14 protein-coding genes and 1 pseudogene are annotated in these 14,999 nt (G+C 52.2%); 10 read left to right on the top strand and 5 right to left on the bottom strand.

The features are described from left to right. Nucleotides 1–300 precede the first annotated feature (300 nt). The gene (acpP, locus tag OSC10802_RS0124395; RefSeq protein ID WP_017719393.1) at nt 301–540 is read left to right on the top strand and encodes an acyl carrier protein; all 240 of its coding nucleotides are present in this window, start codon (nt 301–303) and stop codon (nt 538–540) included. 67 nt (nt 541–607) lie between these two features. Here acpP and OSC10802_RS0124390 read toward each other — a convergent pair whose 3' ends face one another. Beyond that, complete coding sequence (locus OSC10802_RS0124390; protein WP_017719392.1) at nt 608–820, bottom strand: hypothetical protein; 213 nt, start codon at nt 818–820, stop codon at nt 608–610. Here OSC10802_RS0124390 and fabF point away from each other — a divergent pair. From fabF to OSC10802_RS0124370, 4 genes are all read left to right on the top strand, one after another. Beyond that, a complete protein-coding gene (gene fabF / locus OSC10802_RS0124385; protein ID WP_017719391.1) occupies nt 819–2,069 on the top strand; it encodes a beta-ketoacyl-ACP synthase II in 1,251 nt (416 codons plus the stop codon). The genes OSC10802_RS0124390 and fabF overlap by 2 nt on opposite strands. A 220-nt stretch (nt 2,070–2,289) precedes the next feature. Beyond that, a complete protein-coding gene (tkt, locus tag OSC10802_RS0124380) occupies nt 2,290–4,305 on the top strand; it encodes a transketolase (RefSeq protein WP_017719390.1) in 2,016 nt (671 codons plus the stop codon). A 138-nt stretch (nt 4,306–4,443) separates the two neighbouring features. After that, nucleotides 4,444–4,737 (top strand): hypothetical protein, encoded by a 294-nt coding sequence (locus OSC10802_RS0124375; RefSeq protein WP_017719389.1) that lies wholly within the window; start codon nt 4,444–4,446, stop codon nt 4,735–4,737. A gap of 8 nt (nt 4,738–4,745) precedes the next feature. Beyond that, on the top strand, nt 4,746–5,153 hold the full coding sequence (locus tag OSC10802_RS0124370; protein ID WP_026098760.1) for a type II toxin-antitoxin system VapC family toxin: 408 nt from the start codon (nt 4,746–4,748) through the stop codon (nt 5,151–5,153). A 136-nt stretch (nt 5,154–5,289) separates the two neighbouring features. Here the strand turns inward: OSC10802_RS0124370 and OSC10802_RS0124365 are convergent, their stop codons facing one another. Together OSC10802_RS0124365 and OSC10802_RS56705 are read right to left on the bottom strand one after the other, a co-directional pair. Continuing rightward, on the bottom strand, nt 5,290–6,846 hold the full coding sequence (locus OSC10802_RS0124365) for an amidase domain-containing protein (RefSeq protein WP_017719387.1): 1,557 nt from the start codon (nt 6,844–6,846) through the stop codon (nt 5,290–5,292). A 376-nt stretch (nt 6,847–7,222) separates the two neighbouring features. Beyond that, a complete protein-coding gene (locus OSC10802_RS56705) occupies nt 7,223–7,627 on the bottom strand; it encodes a DUF2690 domain-containing protein (protein ID WP_369797131.1) in 405 nt (134 codons plus the stop codon). A gap of 113 nt (nt 7,628–7,740) precedes the next feature. Between OSC10802_RS56705 and OSC10802_RS47890 the strand changes: the two genes are divergently transcribed. The 4 genes and pseudogenes from OSC10802_RS47890 to OSC10802_RS56700 form a co-directional block, all read left to right on the top strand. Then, nucleotides 7,741–8,706: an RNA polymerase sigma factor gene (locus tag OSC10802_RS47890; RefSeq protein WP_017719385.1), complete on the top strand. Its 966-nt coding sequence runs from the start codon at nt 7,741–7,743 to the stop codon at nt 8,704–8,706. 26 nt (nt 8,707–8,732) lie between these two features. Continuing rightward, a complete protein-coding gene (locus OSC10802_RS45455; RefSeq protein WP_017719384.1) occupies nt 8,733–10,124 on the top strand; it encodes a DUF1822 family protein in 1,392 nt (463 codons plus the stop codon). Nucleotides 10,125–10,192: 68 nt separating this feature from the next. Continuing rightward, complete coding sequence (locus OSC10802_RS0124340) at nt 10,193–10,486, top strand: DUF433 domain-containing protein (protein ID WP_026098758.1); 294 nt, start codon at nt 10,193–10,195, stop codon at nt 10,484–10,486. A 90-nt stretch (nt 10,487–10,576) separates the two neighbouring features. Further along, nucleotides 10,577–10,738 (top strand): annotated as a pseudogene (locus OSC10802_RS56700) (pentapeptide repeat-containing protein); the annotation flags it as partial. Between the two features lie 272 nt (nt 10,739–11,010). Here OSC10802_RS56700 and OSC10802_RS54800 read toward each other — a convergent pair. Beyond that, nucleotides 11,011–11,256, bottom strand: a complete 246-nt coding sequence (locus tag OSC10802_RS54800; RefSeq protein WP_232731746.1) for a hypothetical protein — start codon at nt 11,254–11,256, stop codon at nt 11,011–11,013. Here OSC10802_RS54800 and OSC10802_RS44775 point away from each other — a divergent pair. Further along, the gene (locus tag OSC10802_RS44775; RefSeq protein WP_232731745.1) at nt 11,243–13,765 is read left to right on the top strand and encodes a pentapeptide repeat-containing protein; all 2,523 of its coding nucleotides are present in this window, start codon (nt 11,243–11,245) and stop codon (nt 13,763–13,765) included. The two genes, OSC10802_RS54800 and OSC10802_RS44775, sit on opposite strands and share 14 nt — an antisense overlap. A gap of 96 nt (nt 13,766–13,861) precedes the next feature. Here OSC10802_RS44775 and OSC10802_RS0124330 read toward each other — a convergent pair whose 3' ends face one another. Continuing rightward, the gene (locus OSC10802_RS0124330; protein WP_017719381.1) at nt 13,862–14,776 is read right to left on the bottom strand and encodes a bestrophin family protein; all 915 of its coding nucleotides are present in this window, start codon (nt 14,774–14,776) and stop codon (nt 13,862–13,864) included. Nucleotides 14,777–14,999 lie beyond the last annotated feature (223 nt).

Genomic DNA, 14,999 nt, shown 5'->3' with positions numbered 1-14,999 from the left:
CAGCTGTCAGCACTGTGCGATCTCAAGGGGCAAGACAGGAGGCGATGTCTGAGATTTCCTTAACCCCACCTGCCTGACTGAGCGCCAGTGTCAGTTTTAAAAGCGTTTACCTGACGGTTCGGCGATCGCGCTTTGGGGTAAGATGAAAAAACGACCAGCCCCGCGCAATCCTGCCTGCGAGTTTTAGCGACTGTCGCGTTCCAGGAGAAACAGGCACCGTAAAAGGCAAGTGGGTTTAGGTTCAAGACAACTAACAGTAAGCTATTCATTGGAGCTGCGCCACCCAACAAGGACACCACTATGAGTACCATTGAAGAAAGAGTTAAGCAGATTATCAAGGAGCAACTGGAAGTAGAAGAGAGTGCAATCACTCCTCAAGCTAGCTTTGCAGACGATCTACAGGCTGATTCCCTAGATACGGTGGAATTGGTAATGGCGCTAGAAGAAGAGTTTGAGACGGAAATTCCGGACGAGGAGGCAGAAAAGCTGACCACGGTTCAAGACGTTGTGGACTACATAAAGACCCACCGCAAGGAATAAGCAAGCCGCCGCACGTGAAGGAGTGAGTCAGAAGCCTGTAGGCTAGAGCTATCAAGCGGATTGGCTGTCAGGAACGGAGTTTGGGCGGGGCAAGTGGAAATTGAAATACCTTCAGCCAAATCCCCGCGTGAGCTGCCGGCACAGCAACCTGACAGCTGACACCAGAAACGGGCTGGAGGCGGATAGCTTCAGTCACGTTCCACCGCGCACTCATTCTCGATAGATCCTTCCACCTGTATTCTGCGTTTTGGGCGGTTGAGGCCCGCTTGGACTGAATCATGACAAATTTGGAACGAAAACGTGTTGTTGTAACCGGCCTGGCTGCGATTACACCGATTGGCAATACCCTAGCAGAGTACTGGGAAGGGTTGCTGAGCGGGCGCAATGGCATCGGCTTGATATCCCTTTTCGATGCGTCGAAACACGCTTGCCGGATTGCCGGTGAGGTGAAGGGATACGACCCCCACGACTATCTGGAGCGCAAGGAAGCCAAGCGCATGGATCGCTTCGCTCAATTTGCGGTTTCAGCAAGCAAACAGGCGCTCGCGGACGCCCAGTTGGCGATTACTGACCTGAACGCAGAGCAGGTGGGGGCGATGATTGGCACCGGCATCGGCGGTCTGAAAGTCCTGGAAGACCAGCAAGAAATCTATCTGACCAAGGGACCTGACCGCTGCAGCCCCTTTATGATTCCCATGATGATCGCCAATATGGCTGCCGGCTTGACGGCCATTCACACGGGAGCTAAGGGGCCAAACTCCTGTTCGGTGACGGCGTGCGCCGCCGGCTCGAATGCGGTGGGCGATGCCTTTCGCCTGATCCAGGGCGGCTACGCCCAGGCGATGATTTGTGGCGGTACGGAAGCAGCGGTGACTCCCCTGTCTGTAGCCGGTTTCGCAGCGGCGCGGGCGCTTTCGACGCGCAATGACGATCCGGCACACGCCAGCCGCCCCTTTGACCGCGACCGGGATGGCTTTGTCATGGGCGAAGGTGCCGGCATTCTCATCCTGGAAGAACTGGAACACGCCCTCAGCAGGGGTGCCCGCATCTATGCGGAAATGGTGGGCTACGGCATGACTTGCGACGCCTATCACATGACTTCGCCGGTGCCGGGTGGGGCGGGAGCCGCACGGGCCATACAGCTGGCCCTCAAAGATGCCGGTGTCACCCCCGAACAAATCAGCTACATCAACGCCCACGGCACCAGCACCCCCGCCAACGACCCAACAGAAACCGCCGCGATTAAAACAGCTTTGGGGGAGAGCGCCCAGAAAGTGGCGATTAGCTCCACCAAGTCGATGACCGGCCACCTGCTGGGGGGTTCTGGGGGCATTGAAGCTGTGGCTACAGTGATGGCAGTCGCCAACGATAAAATCCCGCCCACCATTAACCTGGAAAATCCCGATCCAGCCTGCGACTTGGACTACGTGCCCAATGTCAGCCGCGCCCAAACCGTGGAAGTGGCGCTGTCCAACTCCTTCGGGTTTGGCGGTCACAACGTCACGCTGGTCTTTAAGAAGTACGTCTAGAAGGAGCGGGGGAGCGGGGGAGCGGGGGAAATTGCTAATGCCCCATGCCCCATGCGCCATGCGCCATGCCCGATTCCCCATTCTCCAGTCCCGATGAGAAATTCTTGCCCATCTATCCCGGTAATGGGATGATGGGAGTTAACGTTTTAGGGCGATTCCAGAGCGCTGAAACCGAAGCTGATTCCATCCAGCCACCGTTGCTCACACAAGATAACGAAAAATGCCTGTTGCCACCCAATCACTCGAACAACTCTGCATCAACTCCATCCGCTTTCTGGCGATTGACGCCGTAGAGAAGGCAAAGTCCGGTCACCCCGGTCTGCCGATGGGCGCTGCTCCGATGGCGTTTGTCCTCTGGGATCGGTTTATGCGGTTTAACCCCAAAAATCCCAAGTGGTTCAACCGCGATCGTTTTGTCCTGTCTGCCGGTCACGGCTGCATGCTGCAGTACGCTCTGCTCCACCTCACCGGCTACGACAGCGTGACTATCGAGGACATCAAGCAATTCCGCCAGTGGGAGTCGAAAACCCCCGGTCACCCGGAAAACTTCGTGACTGCAGGGGTGGAAGTGACCACCGGCCCCCTGGGCCAGGGGATTTCCAATGCCGTCGGTTTGGCAATGGCAGAAGCTCACCTGGCTGCCAAGTTTAACAAGCCCGGTTACAACCTCATCGACCACTACACTTATGTGATTCTGGGCGATGGCTGCCAAATGGAAGGCGTCTCTGGTGAAGCTTGCTCCCTGGCGGGCCACTTGGGACTTGGCAAGCTGATTGCCCTCTACGACGACAACCACATCTCGATTGACGGACACACGGATCTGTCCTTCACCGAAGATGTGGGCAAGCGCTTTGAAGCCTACGGCTGGCACGTGATCACCGTAGACAACACTAATCTCGACGAGGATACCAACCTGGATGCGGTTCACAAGGCGATTGAAGAAGCCAAGCAGGTGACCGACAAGCCATCGTTAATTAAAGTCCGCACCATTATCGGTTTCGGCTCTCCCAATAAAAGGGACACTCACGGCGTCCACGGCGCAGCCCTGGGTGGGGATGAAGTGAAGGCCACTCGCGAGTTCCTCGGCTGGGAGTACGAGCCGTTCGTGGTTCCCCAAGACGCTCTCAACCACTTCCGCAAGGCAGTCGAGCGCGGCGCTCAGTGGGAGGGAGAGTGGAATGAGGCTTTCGACAAGTACAAGGCTGAGTACGCCGCCGAAGCGGCTGAGCTGGAGCGGCTAATTGCCGGCAAGTTGCCGGAAGGCTGGGAGAAGGTTCTGCCTACTTACACGCCGGCAGATAAGGGCGATGCCACTCGCAACCATTCTGGCAAGTGCTTGAACGCTCTGGCGGATGTGATTCCCGAGCTGATTGGCGGTTCGGCTGACTTGGCTCCTTCTAATATGACTTATTTGAAGAAGTTTAAGGACTTCCAAAAGGGTCAGTATGGCGAGCGCAACCTGCGCTTTGGGGTGCGCGAGCACGGTATGGGGGCGATTGCTAACGGGATGGCCCTGCACGGCGGGTTGGTTCCCTACTGTGCGACGTTCTTGGTGTTTGCGGATTACATGCGGGGCGCTATCCGGCTGTCTGCGCTGTCGGAAGCCGGTGTGATTTATGTGATGACTCACGACTCGATCGCGCTGGGTGAAGACGGTCCGACTCACCAGCCGGTGGAAACGATCGCCTCTCTGCGGGTTATTCCTGATTTGCTGGTGATTCGCCCAGCTGACGGGAATGAAACTTCTGGCTCTTATAAGGTGGGGATTGAAAACCGCACTCGCCCGACGCTGCTGGCGCTGTCGCGGCAAAACTTGCCGAATTTAGCCGGCAGTTCTATTGAGGGTGTCGCTAAGGGCGCTTACATCCTGTCGGATAGCGAGGGCACGCCTGATATCATTCTGATTGGTACGGGTGGCGAACTCCATCTGTGTGTCAGTGCGGCTGACAAGTTGCGCGCTGAGGGTAAGAAGGTTCGCGTTGTTTCGATGCCTTGCTGGGAGCTGTTTGACGAGCAAGATGAAGCTTATCGCGAATCTGTGCTGCCTAAGGCTGTTACGAAGCGGCTGGCTGTGGAAGCCGGTTCTAGCTTTGGCTGGTGCCGGTATTTGGGCGGTGAGGGCGCGTCGATCAGCATCGATCGTTTTGGCGTTTCGGCTCCCGGTAATGTCGCTCTGGAGAAGTTTGGCTACACGGTGGATAATGTGCTAGCTAAGGCTCAGGCGCTGTTGGGTTAAAGAACCCCACCCCCCTTACCCCTCTCCCCGCACGCGGGGAGGGGGGAAGAGCGGTTGAAAAAGTATAGGTTATAATGAAAGAGGCTCGCCGGTTAGAGGGAGCCTCTTTTATTTTAACTTAAGAATTGGGAGGATGTTATGGCTGAAGTTGCTGTGAGCAAGGATGCTGTTTTATCCCGCATATCGGGGATTGTTGACAGTTTGTTGCAAAGCGAGAAGTTATTCCAGGAAAAATTGAACAAAGATGAACTCATGCAAATTTTCTCTCACCTGTTAGAGGAGGTGTCTCCAGAAGAACTTCTATCTCTGGAGGATGAGCAACTGACAAAAAGGGTTGACGGGGTGATGATGGTAGAGGCTACGTCTGGGATGTTAAATGACCTAACCCCAGAGCAAATGGAAATGTTCGATGCAGCTGTGGAAGGGAGATAGTGTTGGCAATGGGCTATCTGCTGGATACGAATATCATCTCGGCGCAATTGAAGAAGAATGAAATAATACGAGAGAAATTGCGGCGGGTGGAGCTTCAGGGAGAAGAAGTGTTTATCAGCTGCGTCAGCTACTATGAGGTGAAGAGGGGACTTTTGTCTGCCGGTGCTACCAGGCAAATGTCTGAATTTGACAGGTTTTGCCGAAGGGTTACACTTTTATTCCTGGATGACCTGGAAATTATTGAGAGAGCTTGCGAAATCCATGCGGATTTAAAACGAAGGGGCAGACCGATACAAGATGCGGATATTTTGATTGCGGCGACGGCGATAACGCGGGGGTTGGTTCTGGTGTCGAATGATTCGGATATGCTGAGGGTTCCGGGGGTGCCGGTGGAGAATTGGTTGCTGGTAGAATAGGGGGAAGGGCTTGCCAGGAAAGGTCTGTGGCTGGCTTGGGAACTTGTGAGTAGGGCAGGACATGTATATTTCAGACAAATTTTCAATCAAAAAGTAGTAGGGCGGGCAATGCCCACCCCACCGACTTAGATCGCCATCAACCGTAACGCCCTCTTTGACTAATCTCTAGCGGGGTTGTTATGTGGGCACCACTAACCCACTGATTTGTTGTTCCAGCAATTCTGTACCAATCGTCATTATACTGCTTACTTAGATAATCGTAGTGGTTGGTTCCAGAACGCTCGATTTCCACAAAGTTGACGCTGCTGTTAATGCTAAGTTTGCCTATGACTGCGTAACCAGAACCAGGACCGGAACGGATGTTGATGCCACCGTTCGATCGGGTATCTGGGTTACTGTCAACGTAGCCAGTAAAGCTCTGAAACTCGCGGGTGCCCCCTCCTCCGCTTGCCTCATTAATTCGGAAAAAGCGGATTAGACTTTCGGGCTGCCCAAGAGTCCAACCGACATCAAGCCGATCAGTGGTGTGGGATGCCACTTTTCCATTCCCCAAATAGATGGCGGTGTGATCGTAGGGTGTCCCATTAGTGCGAATATCGTAGGTAATAACATCTCCTGGTTTAAGATCGTTAATCGAGTAAACTCTTGTGGCAAGTCCTCCCTTTTCCAAAGTATCGACTAAGTTGACGACTCCGGGGATTGACTGACTCAACAATCCCGCTGCCTTCAAGCACTTAGATACAAAATTCGCACAATCTCCCCCGCCTAGATCGGTTCCAGGGTAGTATGTACCATAGCTTGAATTATTTTGGTAGTTCAGCGCATATTGGCGAGCGTAGCTGACCGCAGCATCTCTGTTGTATGACGCCTGCTCAATTTCTACCTCTCGGTTACCTAGGGAGATAGTTGCCGAATCATCTTCCCAGAAAGTTGCCAGATTCAAGGAGGCACCACGTACTAAAGCTGAGAAACGCTCACCCTCATCTCCTAATGCGTCTGAGGTATTTATCCGTGAGTCTATGTAGTGCCCAATTTCTTCGAGCAGCACCGAGACGATCTCCTGTGAGTTGGAAGCATTTTGGGTGACAAACTCCCTGGATAGATAAATAGTGTTGGTCACAGCGGCGAAAGCGCCCTTAGCTTCATTAATGGCGGCTGATGGAAGAATCTCAATTGCTGGCAGCGCACTAAACTCGCCTTTGGCAAATTTTTGAACTAGGTTGTTAGCTACTTCGGCATTATAATTATTGCCGAAAGCCAGATTCATCTTGGCACTGAAATTGGGGTCAGTCGCCAACGCCTTGAGATAACCGTGAGCCGATTGCAGAGCTTGACTCACAGTTGGGTAAAAGGACAAATGACTTTCCGTTCCATCAGATAGTGTCTGACCTGTGAGCGGATCTACAGTTGATGTGTCAGGCAGAGTTGTGCTGTTGCCGGTGCCCAGTGTCAATTCCTGAACCTTGTGGGGTACGAACGGCGTGTCAAGCAGAATGAGACTGTCGTCGATGCTCAATACCCAAGGATCGATGTTAATTGCATTTTGACCGGCACTCCCTGTAGGGAGACTTTGGAGGAATGAGTTGGGAGTAATCAAGTCAGTCGGCTGTAAACTCGCACCTAAATCGGTGGAGTAGGGGGTGACAGATGGAGCCAGATCGTTCCGGGACTCTGTGAGAGAATAGTCAGTCATGGCACTTACATGAATCTATCCCTGTGAAGGGTTTGACTTGTGGCGACGCGCTCTTGCCGCCTTCACTCTCTACAACGCCAAAGCAAACCAGAATATTCCAAAATTATCCAAAAAAATTTGCCGCTGTTGTCTGAGAGGCTGGCAGCATGGGCCAAATCTAGGTACAGAAACCTTGGATCGCCGGCCTCGCCCGCCCTACAATAGATTAATATCAGCAAAACAAACTGCCAGGGAAGAGAGTTTCTCGTTCCCAGGCAGAGCCACGTCAATCAACTTTGTTACCCGTGGGTAACGCGGTTATGGTGACGGCAGTAAAAATGATTTACTGTGCCAGTATTGGGTGCGGAATGTGGGTGATAAATTGCACATCAGGAGACTAAGAAGGGTTCGGAACAGGATTTGTACAGAACATTCCCGGACGATTTTGCCCTGACGGTAGGCTAACACAAGCCTGGAATCCTCGGTTTCGCTCCCCCGACATATCGCCGCGAACCTGTCCATTGACATTAGCTGTGTATTGGAGCAAATTATTAGACTTCGCATCGCGAAGGATAAATTGCGAACCCTTCATTACACGGTCAGCAATGATCCAACCAGCCTGACAGCGTGGTGAGTATCTGAGCTGAACCCTGAGAGTATATCGCCCTACTCCGTCCCAGTAAGTGGTGCTGTTCTCTCCTATGGTTTTCGCATCCGAGGCACACCCACTACTTTGTGGGTCGCGTCCGTTACATTGGCTGCCAACACAACCTGGTTGCGCCAAAACACTAGCTGCCACCATACCGGAAAACAAAGCGGTTCCAGCAAGCAATAGAATTGCATTTTTCAATTTCATCGCGTTTCTCCTATTCGGGGTATTGACGGCATTTATTTTTCTGCTATTTGAGAGGTGTTATGGCCGCCTTCACTCTCTACAACGCTAAGGCAAACCAGATTATTCCAAAATTTCCTAAAAAATTTGGCGCTTCTGTTTGCCTCCTTACTCTCTACAACGCCAAGGCAAACCAGAATATTCCACAAGCCCCCAAAAAAATTTGCCGCTGTCGTCTGCTGACAGCCGGCGCGAAGCCGGCACAAACCCTGGAACCTAGCCACACAGCGGCACTCACCGGCCTCGCCCGTCCTACAATAGAGTGGTATCCGCAATGCCAACCGCCGTGGGAGGGTGTACGTTTATATATGGCCCCAGAAGAACTGGTAGAGCGCTATCTCCTGGGAGATGGCCAAGCTGGCGAGCAGCTATTGAGCCACCCGATGCACCTCCAGAGAGTTGACAGACTCGCCCGCAGGCATGCGACCGGCTCAGTCCCTTGGGAAGAGGCGGCCCAGCAGGCACACCTGAAAGTCTTACAAGCGGCGAGAAGCGGAAGTTTCCGCCAGGGTGGGGCGAGAGAGTTTTACAGTTGGGCAGCGGCGGTCGCCCAGAATGCCATTATTGATATAGTCCGCAGGGAAAAGCGAAAACTGGGCGGAAGGCGCTTGGTGAGTCTCGACCGGCACCTCCCTGAAACGGACATGACGCTGGGGGAATCCATAGCGGACGACTTTGACTTGTGGGATGAAGTAGAGCGTGGGGATTTGGTCTTGAAAGCGCGAGAAGCGATTGAGACGATTGACCGGCGCTATCCCAAAAAAGGCTATCTGATGCTGTGGCGGGGGCTAGTTCAAGAAAAAGACCAGTCCCAACTGGCAGAAGAGTTGGGGGTCAAGCAGCCCGAAATCGCCAAGCGCCGGCAAGAGTTATCGATACGAGTGGCGGCAGAATTAGGACTTTTGACCCTTGAACAGGTAGAGCGAGAAGTGCGGGCTATTCGCCAGGGGAGAGGAAAAGGGCGCAAGCGCTCAGACACACAGTGGTAGGGCAAGAAAACAAAAGGGGTATGAACATGGACATCAGCGAATCAGTGGCTCTGGAATTGCCAAAGGTTGGCCCAGAACAGATCCGACCAGGGGAAATCTGGGAAATCAGCCGGCAGGTGCGAAGTCCTTTGGAATTTTCCCCAGAGGAGCAACAGCGCCTTTACCCAGATGCGGCCCGCCCTTTTCTCAATGGCGATTCTTTACCACGATATGTGATGATTGTCAAGGAACCGGAACCGGCAGTCGAGCCAGATGAGGACTGGCGCATCGTTTCTGTGATGTTGCTGTCTCTGAAAACAGACCGGCTGAGCGACGCGGATATATTGATTCCCTCGCAAGTCTCTGGAGTGGGCCAAGATTTGCTCGCCGAAACTTGGCATGTGCTGCCGGTGCTAGCCTGTAACTTGTCCCACCGCGTAGGGCACCGGCTGTCGCGACATGTATATGATGTCCTGCTGGATGTGGGAGACTGCTACCACGGTTTGATTGATCAGCCACCGGCTGTTGAGGACATCGAGTCCCTGGGGCTGCGAGTGGGGGCAGTTTCGGCACAGCAGCCAGAAATTCAAGCGTTTCACCGGCTTGAAGAAGACTGGGCGGCTGTCTTGCAAGTGCCGGTGGCTGCTTCTCGCACCTACCTGAAGGCAATTCGGGTAACTGATGCCATATTGGAGATGGCTTTGGAAGTGGAGCGGGAAATCTCGGAAGAGTTCCCGACAAACCTCTCCCCCAGCCCCTCCCCTACAAGAGGTTTAGTGCATCTGAGTCAGTGGTTTCACGGGGCTGTCGAAGCCGGCTGGGATACGGTTGCAGGACTTTTGAACGCACAAGGTGCCAAACCGGCATTTAGCTTTAGGAAGGGTGCCGGTGCTGGAGAAGCTCTCCCTGGGAATTCGCAAGAAATCGCTGCCCTGATTAACCAGCTGTCTTCTAGCCGGAATGAGACACAGCGCCGGCAAGCTGCCCAAAAGTTAGGGGAAACCGGCACCGGCAATTCCGAGGCGATTAATGCCCTGATTCAGGTTTTGTCCGCGACTGAGGATGAGGAAACGCTGTGGACAGCGGCAGAGAGCTTGTGGCGAATCGACCCCGATAATCCAGCAGCCGGTATGAGAAGGGCGAAGCTGATTGACTTGGGCCAACCGGCGGGCGAGCCGGTGGCGCTAACTGTGGCGCTGATTCAAAAAGCCGTAATGGTTTACATTCTCTTGCGGGTGTATCCAACTGGAGACAAAGTATATTTGCCACCCCAACTGCAACTTATCTTGCTGGATGAATCTGGCAAAAGTGTTTGGCCAGTTACAGCCAACCGTGCGGATGCCTGCATTCAATTGAAATTGAGTGGGAATCCGGGCGAGCGGTTTGCTGTTCGAGTGGCTCTGGGAGATGCCGGTGTTACAGAATATTTTCTGATTTAGCCGGTGGGGGATGGGTAGCGGCGAATTGCGGTCATGTTATACTGTGAGATAAGTCTAGGGAGGTCAATATGTCAACTGTCACCGACATCGGGACACTGATAGTCAGCACGCCCGATACCTGTGGTGGGCGTCCGCGAATTGCGGGGACTAGAATGTCCGTCGAGGCCATTGCAATTTACCACAATGGGGGCATGAGTGCAGAACAACTCGTCGCCGAATATCCGCATTTGAACTTAGCCCAAGTTTATGCAGCCTTGGCCTACTATTACGCGAACAAAGATGCAATTGACGCGGATATTGCAGCGTACTATGAGGAGTGCGAACGTTTGGAAGCTGATCACAAGGCTGGTAAACTTAAATGAGTCAGATTCGTTTGCCTTAGAGCTGACTGGAAGCATATACGCAATTTAGGGTAAAGTTTATCTAAAAGAGAAAGTCCAAAATCCCAAGCCATGCCTGAAAACTACTCCCGACAAAATCTCAAAGGTGGGAACTTCAGAGGGAAAGACCTCACGGGTGCTGACTTCTCGCACTCCGATATCCAAGGGGCTGACTTCACTAACGCTAATCTCCTGGGTGCAAACTTCAGCCATGCCGACATCCGAAGCGCTAATTTCACTAACGCGACCCTCAGAGGGGCAAACTTCAGCCATGCCAAAGCTGGACTGCAACGCTATCGGGCATTTTTTTTGTTAGGAGTGTCATTTATAATAACCACCCTATTAGGATTTGCCTCTGGGCTTTTAGGTCTTTTTGCTGCCGTTATCGTGAAGCCTGAAACCGTAAAACAATATGTAGTTTTTGCCTCAATTTTTCTAGCTATACTGTCTCTTATTATCATTATTGTTGTCCGGCGAGGGTATGCAGTAGCTAAAGAAACTTGGGGTTATAAACATACCTCAAATGTGAGCGATCGAACTGTAAAAGGATCGCTGGTTTCTGCTGGCATGGCTACTGTAGTTTTTGCGTTAGCAGTCATTTTAACTCTTTCTGGAAAGTCTGCTTTGGTGGTGGCTCTAGTTATATTCGGGGCCTTTTTTTTGATATTGTCTTTCCTTTTAGCTGTGGCAATGGCTGGCGCTGTTGCTGTGGCTGGGCCTTCAGCTATAGCTGCAGCTTTGACGGGAATCATAGCTGTAGCTGGTGCGGTAGCTAGAGTTTTAGTTGAGCGCGGTATTTTAAATGCGACTGAGGCCATCATTATAGTGGTGGTTGGGGCTGTTATCCTGGGTTTTTTTGCTAATTATATTGGCTTAAGGGCACTAGCCGGTGCCAACTCCTTTGCTTGGATGAGGATGATTGCTGTCAACTTTGCAGCTTCAGGAGGAACAAGCTTTCGTAAAGCTGATTTAACCCAATGTAGCTTCACCTACGCCACTCTCAAAAACACAGATTTTAGAGAAGCAAATCTCACTCACACCTGCTTTATTTCCGCACAAAAGCTTGACGAATCCAGACAGGAAGGGTCGGAGAATCCAATGCTTCTGGTTAAGCTATCTGTACAAGAACTGCTAGTCACCGGCAATGGCCACAACAAATCCTATGTGGGCGTAAACCTCAGGGGTGCATATCTGAAAGGAGCAGACCTGCGTTATGCCAATCTCACAGGAGCCGATATCAGTGGAGCCACTTTGCAGGGAGCCTGTTTGGAGTGGGCCAACCTTACCCAAGCTCAGGCGATCGGCACTGATTTCACCAACGCTCAGCTTACCGGCGCGTGCGGTTTGGGAACGTGGAATATTGACAGCACGACTCAGCTAGAATGGGTCGATTGCCGATTTGTCTACCTTCTGGAAGACTGCAAACCGGGAACCGACGATCGCGAACGCCGGCCCAGTAGTGGGGAATTCGCTCAGGGAGACTTTACTAAACTTTTTCAAGAGGTTTTGAATACTGTTGACTTCATTTTCCGCAATGGGATCGATTGGAAAGCCTTCACCTATTCCTTTAACAAGCTAGTTCTGGAAAATGAAGACGCCGAACTAGAGATCCAGAGCATTGAAAATCAAGGCGATGGCGTGGTTGTGGTCAGGGTGAGAGTTTCTCCCGGTACAGACAAAGAAAGGATTCACAGCGAATTCACTCAAACCTATCAAGAGGCGCTGAAAGCGTTAGAAGAACGCTATCATGCAGAACTGAAAGCTAAAGATGACCAAATTGCCACCTATCGCCAAAGCAATGCTAACATGATGGAGGTCGTCCGGCACCTAGCAAGCCGACCGGCTAGCGTTTATCAAGCGAAAGCCCTAACTGAGCGCCAATTTATCTCCGGTAAATTAGTTATCCTCAACTTGGGTCAAGGTGACTTTAACACCGGCTTCCCCGTCACGCTTCAGATTGGCGCAGAGGGGGCTTTCCCCTCCACACAAAAGAAAGGCCAGTTACCCCCAGCCCCAGAAATTCCCGAAACCCACACCCACTGGCAATCAATCTATCGCAACCTGGACAAATTTTGGCGAATATCCATCTCATCCTCACAAAAAACCAACTTTTCCCCCAGAGAAGACTGTCGCGAATCTGCCCAAATTTTGACTGACAGCCTCAACTCCTGGCTGAACTCAGAGGAATTTCGCCCCATCAAAGATGTCCTGCTGCGCAAACTCGACCCCTCTGAGGAAATTCGCCTTATCCTTCAAACTGAAAATAACCTGGCACACCGGCTCCCCTGGCAACTGTGGGACTTCTTCGAGAATTACCGCAAAGCCGAACTCGCCTTGAGCGCCCCCGAATACGATCGCGCGGAAAAATCTCCCCCAGACATCCCCAGAACCAAAGTCAGAATCTTGGCAATTCTCGGCAATAGTGCTAACATTGATATAGAAAAAGACCGGCAGCTGCTCAACCAGTTACCCGACGCAGATCCCACCTTCCTCCCAGAGCCTACCCGCCGGCAAGTAGATGTCCACCTGTGGGATGAAGCCGGCTGGGATATCCTGTTTTTTGCCGGTCACAGTCACAGCCAAGAGGACACCGGCTATATTTATATAAATGCTACCGATAGCTTGACGCTAAAGGAGTTAAAATACGCCCTGAGAGCAGCGGTTGAGCGGGGATTAAAACTGGCTATTTTCAACTCCTGTGATGGCTTGGGTTTAGCCCGCGACTTGGCTGACTTGCGCATCCCCCAAATTATCGTCATGCGCGAGCCGGTGCCCGATCCCGTGGCGGAAGCATTTTTGCAGGATTTTGTCAAGGCTTTTGCCGGTGGGAAATCCCTGTACGCCTCCGTGAGAGAAGCGCGGGAAAAATTGCACGCCTTTGAGGATGAATTTCCCTGCGCAAGTTGGCTGCCGGTGATTTGCCAGCACCCCGCAGAAATTCCCCTGACTTGGGAAGAGTTGCGAGGCGTGCCGGCACTTGAGCCGAGTGTCAAGGAACTATTGCAATTCTTAGCTCAACTCCAAGAAGCGCTGGAGGCTGACACTGACTTGAATTCCAGGGATAAAGCCGATGCGCTAGAGGATGTGCGGGTATTGGTGAATGCGGCGAACACTCCCCAAGATGAGTTACTGCAAAATCAGGCGAGGAAGGCATTCAAGAGTTTGAAAGCGACGCTGGCGGAGTTGCCGGTGGCAGCCCAACTTGCGCAAGTTTCTCAGGAGATATTGCCGGCAATTTCCGAAATGCTTAACAGGCAGTGATTTTCTCAACCGCCTCCGTGCAAGACACCCATAAACCGGGTTTCTGCGACAGAAACCCAGTTTCTTAGCCCCCGTACAGCGCCCTTCGGCTTCCCGCTAATCCACCGATGTCGCCGGCAACTCAACTGAAGGGTAACGAACGCTGGGCTTCAGTGAAATGATATCTTCAATATTGCGCAGCATAGTATCGCAAAGCGTATCCAAAGGCAAGTCATTAGGATCGTGCCCAAAGGGATTTTCAATTTCAACCCCAATCTCCTCAATCCCAAACAGCATGAAGCTCACTAAAGCCACAACAGGGGCAGTCCACCAATTCAGCTTGCTGACCATATCAAAGGGCAAGAAAAGACAATAAATCAGTAACAGCTGTTTCAGGTGAATCGCATACGCCAAGGGCATGGGCGTCCGCAAAATCCGCTCGCAGCCGCTTAAAGCACCCACCATCTCATCCAGTAACTTGTACATGGAAGTCAGCTGATAGCTATCGACGCACCCCCGATCGTGCTGCTTCTGCAAATAGTCCCCAATCCAGAAGGCAACCTCAAGGGGGGGATTGTTCATATCCTTGATCTTGACATACTGCTCTGGAGCCATCAATGCCTCTAGTTCGCTGTTGAGCGGCTCCTGGCGCAAATGCAGCTTAGTCGCCACAGCAAAAGCAACCAAAAGCCTCAGCGCCCGCACCTTATTGGCTGCATCCAGCGGCTCTTTTTCGTCAACTGCTATCCAAATTTGACGCGCCAAGTTGCGGACACTAATGGTTATTGTTCCCCAGAGTCTGCGGCCTTCCCAAAAACGTTCGTAAGCCGTATTTGTGCGAAAAACCAATAATAAACCTAAGATAATGTTAGGTACAAAGCCTAATATTGGCCACGCAACAGGAAATCCAAAATGGAAAAGAACGGAAATGATATACCCAAACAAAGCGCAAAGGACAACCCGCTCATAAACAGAGCGAATGACTGACCCCTTAATTTGTAAAGTCGCTCGCAACCAGTGCAATTTTAGCATTCTATCACCCCTCGCAGATTTTAATTGTTGATTTTTGATTTACCCTCGTTCCCAGCCTCAGGCTGGGAACGCTGCCCTGGAGGCTCTGCCTCCTTTCGCCCGCATGCAGATTAAAAGCCTATAGCAGTAGCCGCTTAGCTTAGGATATTAGACCTTGAGGGTCGGAGGGAACGCCTGCCCTACGTCTATACCTCGTAGGAATTGTGTTCCCTCCGACCAGTGT

The organism is Kamptonema formosum PCC 10802 (genome assembly GCF_000332335.1).
In the GTDB taxonomy this organism is placed as follows: Bacteria; Cyanobacteriota; Cyanobacteriia; order Cyanobacteriales; family Oscillatoriaceae; genus Oscillatoria.
Note: the sequence above shows the minus strand (reverse complement) of the source record. Positions and strands in the feature narration are given on the sequence as shown.

Excerpts from the sequence above, each read along its gene's own strand:
- fabF (WP_017719391.1), top strand. The coding sequence starts at position 819 with ATGACAAATTTGGAACGAAAACGTGTTGTTGTAACCGGCCTGGCTGCG.
- OSC10802_RS47890 (WP_017719385.1), top strand. The coding sequence starts at position 7,741 with ATGGCCGCCTTCACTCTCTACAACGCTAAGGCAAACCAGATTATTCCA.
- OSC10802_RS0124365 (WP_017719387.1), bottom strand. The coding sequence starts at position 6,846 with ATGACTGACTATTCTCTCACAGAGTCCCGGAACGATCTGGCTCCATCT.
- acpP (WP_017719393.1), top strand. The coding sequence starts at position 301 with ATGAGTACCATTGAAGAAAGAGTTAAGCAGATTATCAAGGAGCAACTG.
- OSC10802_RS56705 (WP_369797131.1), bottom strand. The coding sequence starts at position 7,627 with ATGGTGGCAGCTAGTGTTTTGGCGCAACCAGGTTGTGTTGGCAGCCAA.
- OSC10802_RS0124330 (WP_017719381.1), bottom strand. The coding sequence starts at position 14,776 with ATGCTAAAATTGCACTGGTTGCGAGCGACTTTACAAATTAAGGGGTCA.
- OSC10802_RS0124375 (WP_017719389.1), top strand. The coding sequence starts at position 4,444 with ATGGCTGAAGTTGCTGTGAGCAAGGATGCTGTTTTATCCCGCATATCG.
- tkt (WP_017719390.1), top strand. The coding sequence starts at position 2,290 with ATGCCTGTTGCCACCCAATCACTCGAACAACTCTGCATCAACTCCATC.
- OSC10802_RS0124390 (WP_017719392.1), bottom strand. The coding sequence starts at position 820 with ATGATTCAGTCCAAGCGGGCCTCAACCGCCCAAAACGCAGAATACAGG.
- OSC10802_RS54800 (WP_232731746.1), bottom strand. The coding sequence starts at position 11,256 with ATGATTCCCGTCAAAGCTGCAGCTATAGCTGAAGGCCCAGCCACAGCA.
- OSC10802_RS45455 (WP_017719384.1), top strand. The coding sequence starts at position 8,733 with ATGGACATCAGCGAATCAGTGGCTCTGGAATTGCCAAAGGTTGGCCCA.
- OSC10802_RS0124340 (WP_026098758.1), top strand. The coding sequence starts at position 10,193 with ATGTCAACTGTCACCGACATCGGGACACTGATAGTCAGCACGCCCGAT.
- OSC10802_RS0124370 (WP_026098760.1), top strand. The coding sequence starts at position 4,746 with ATGGGCTATCTGCTGGATACGAATATCATCTCGGCGCAATTGAAGAAG.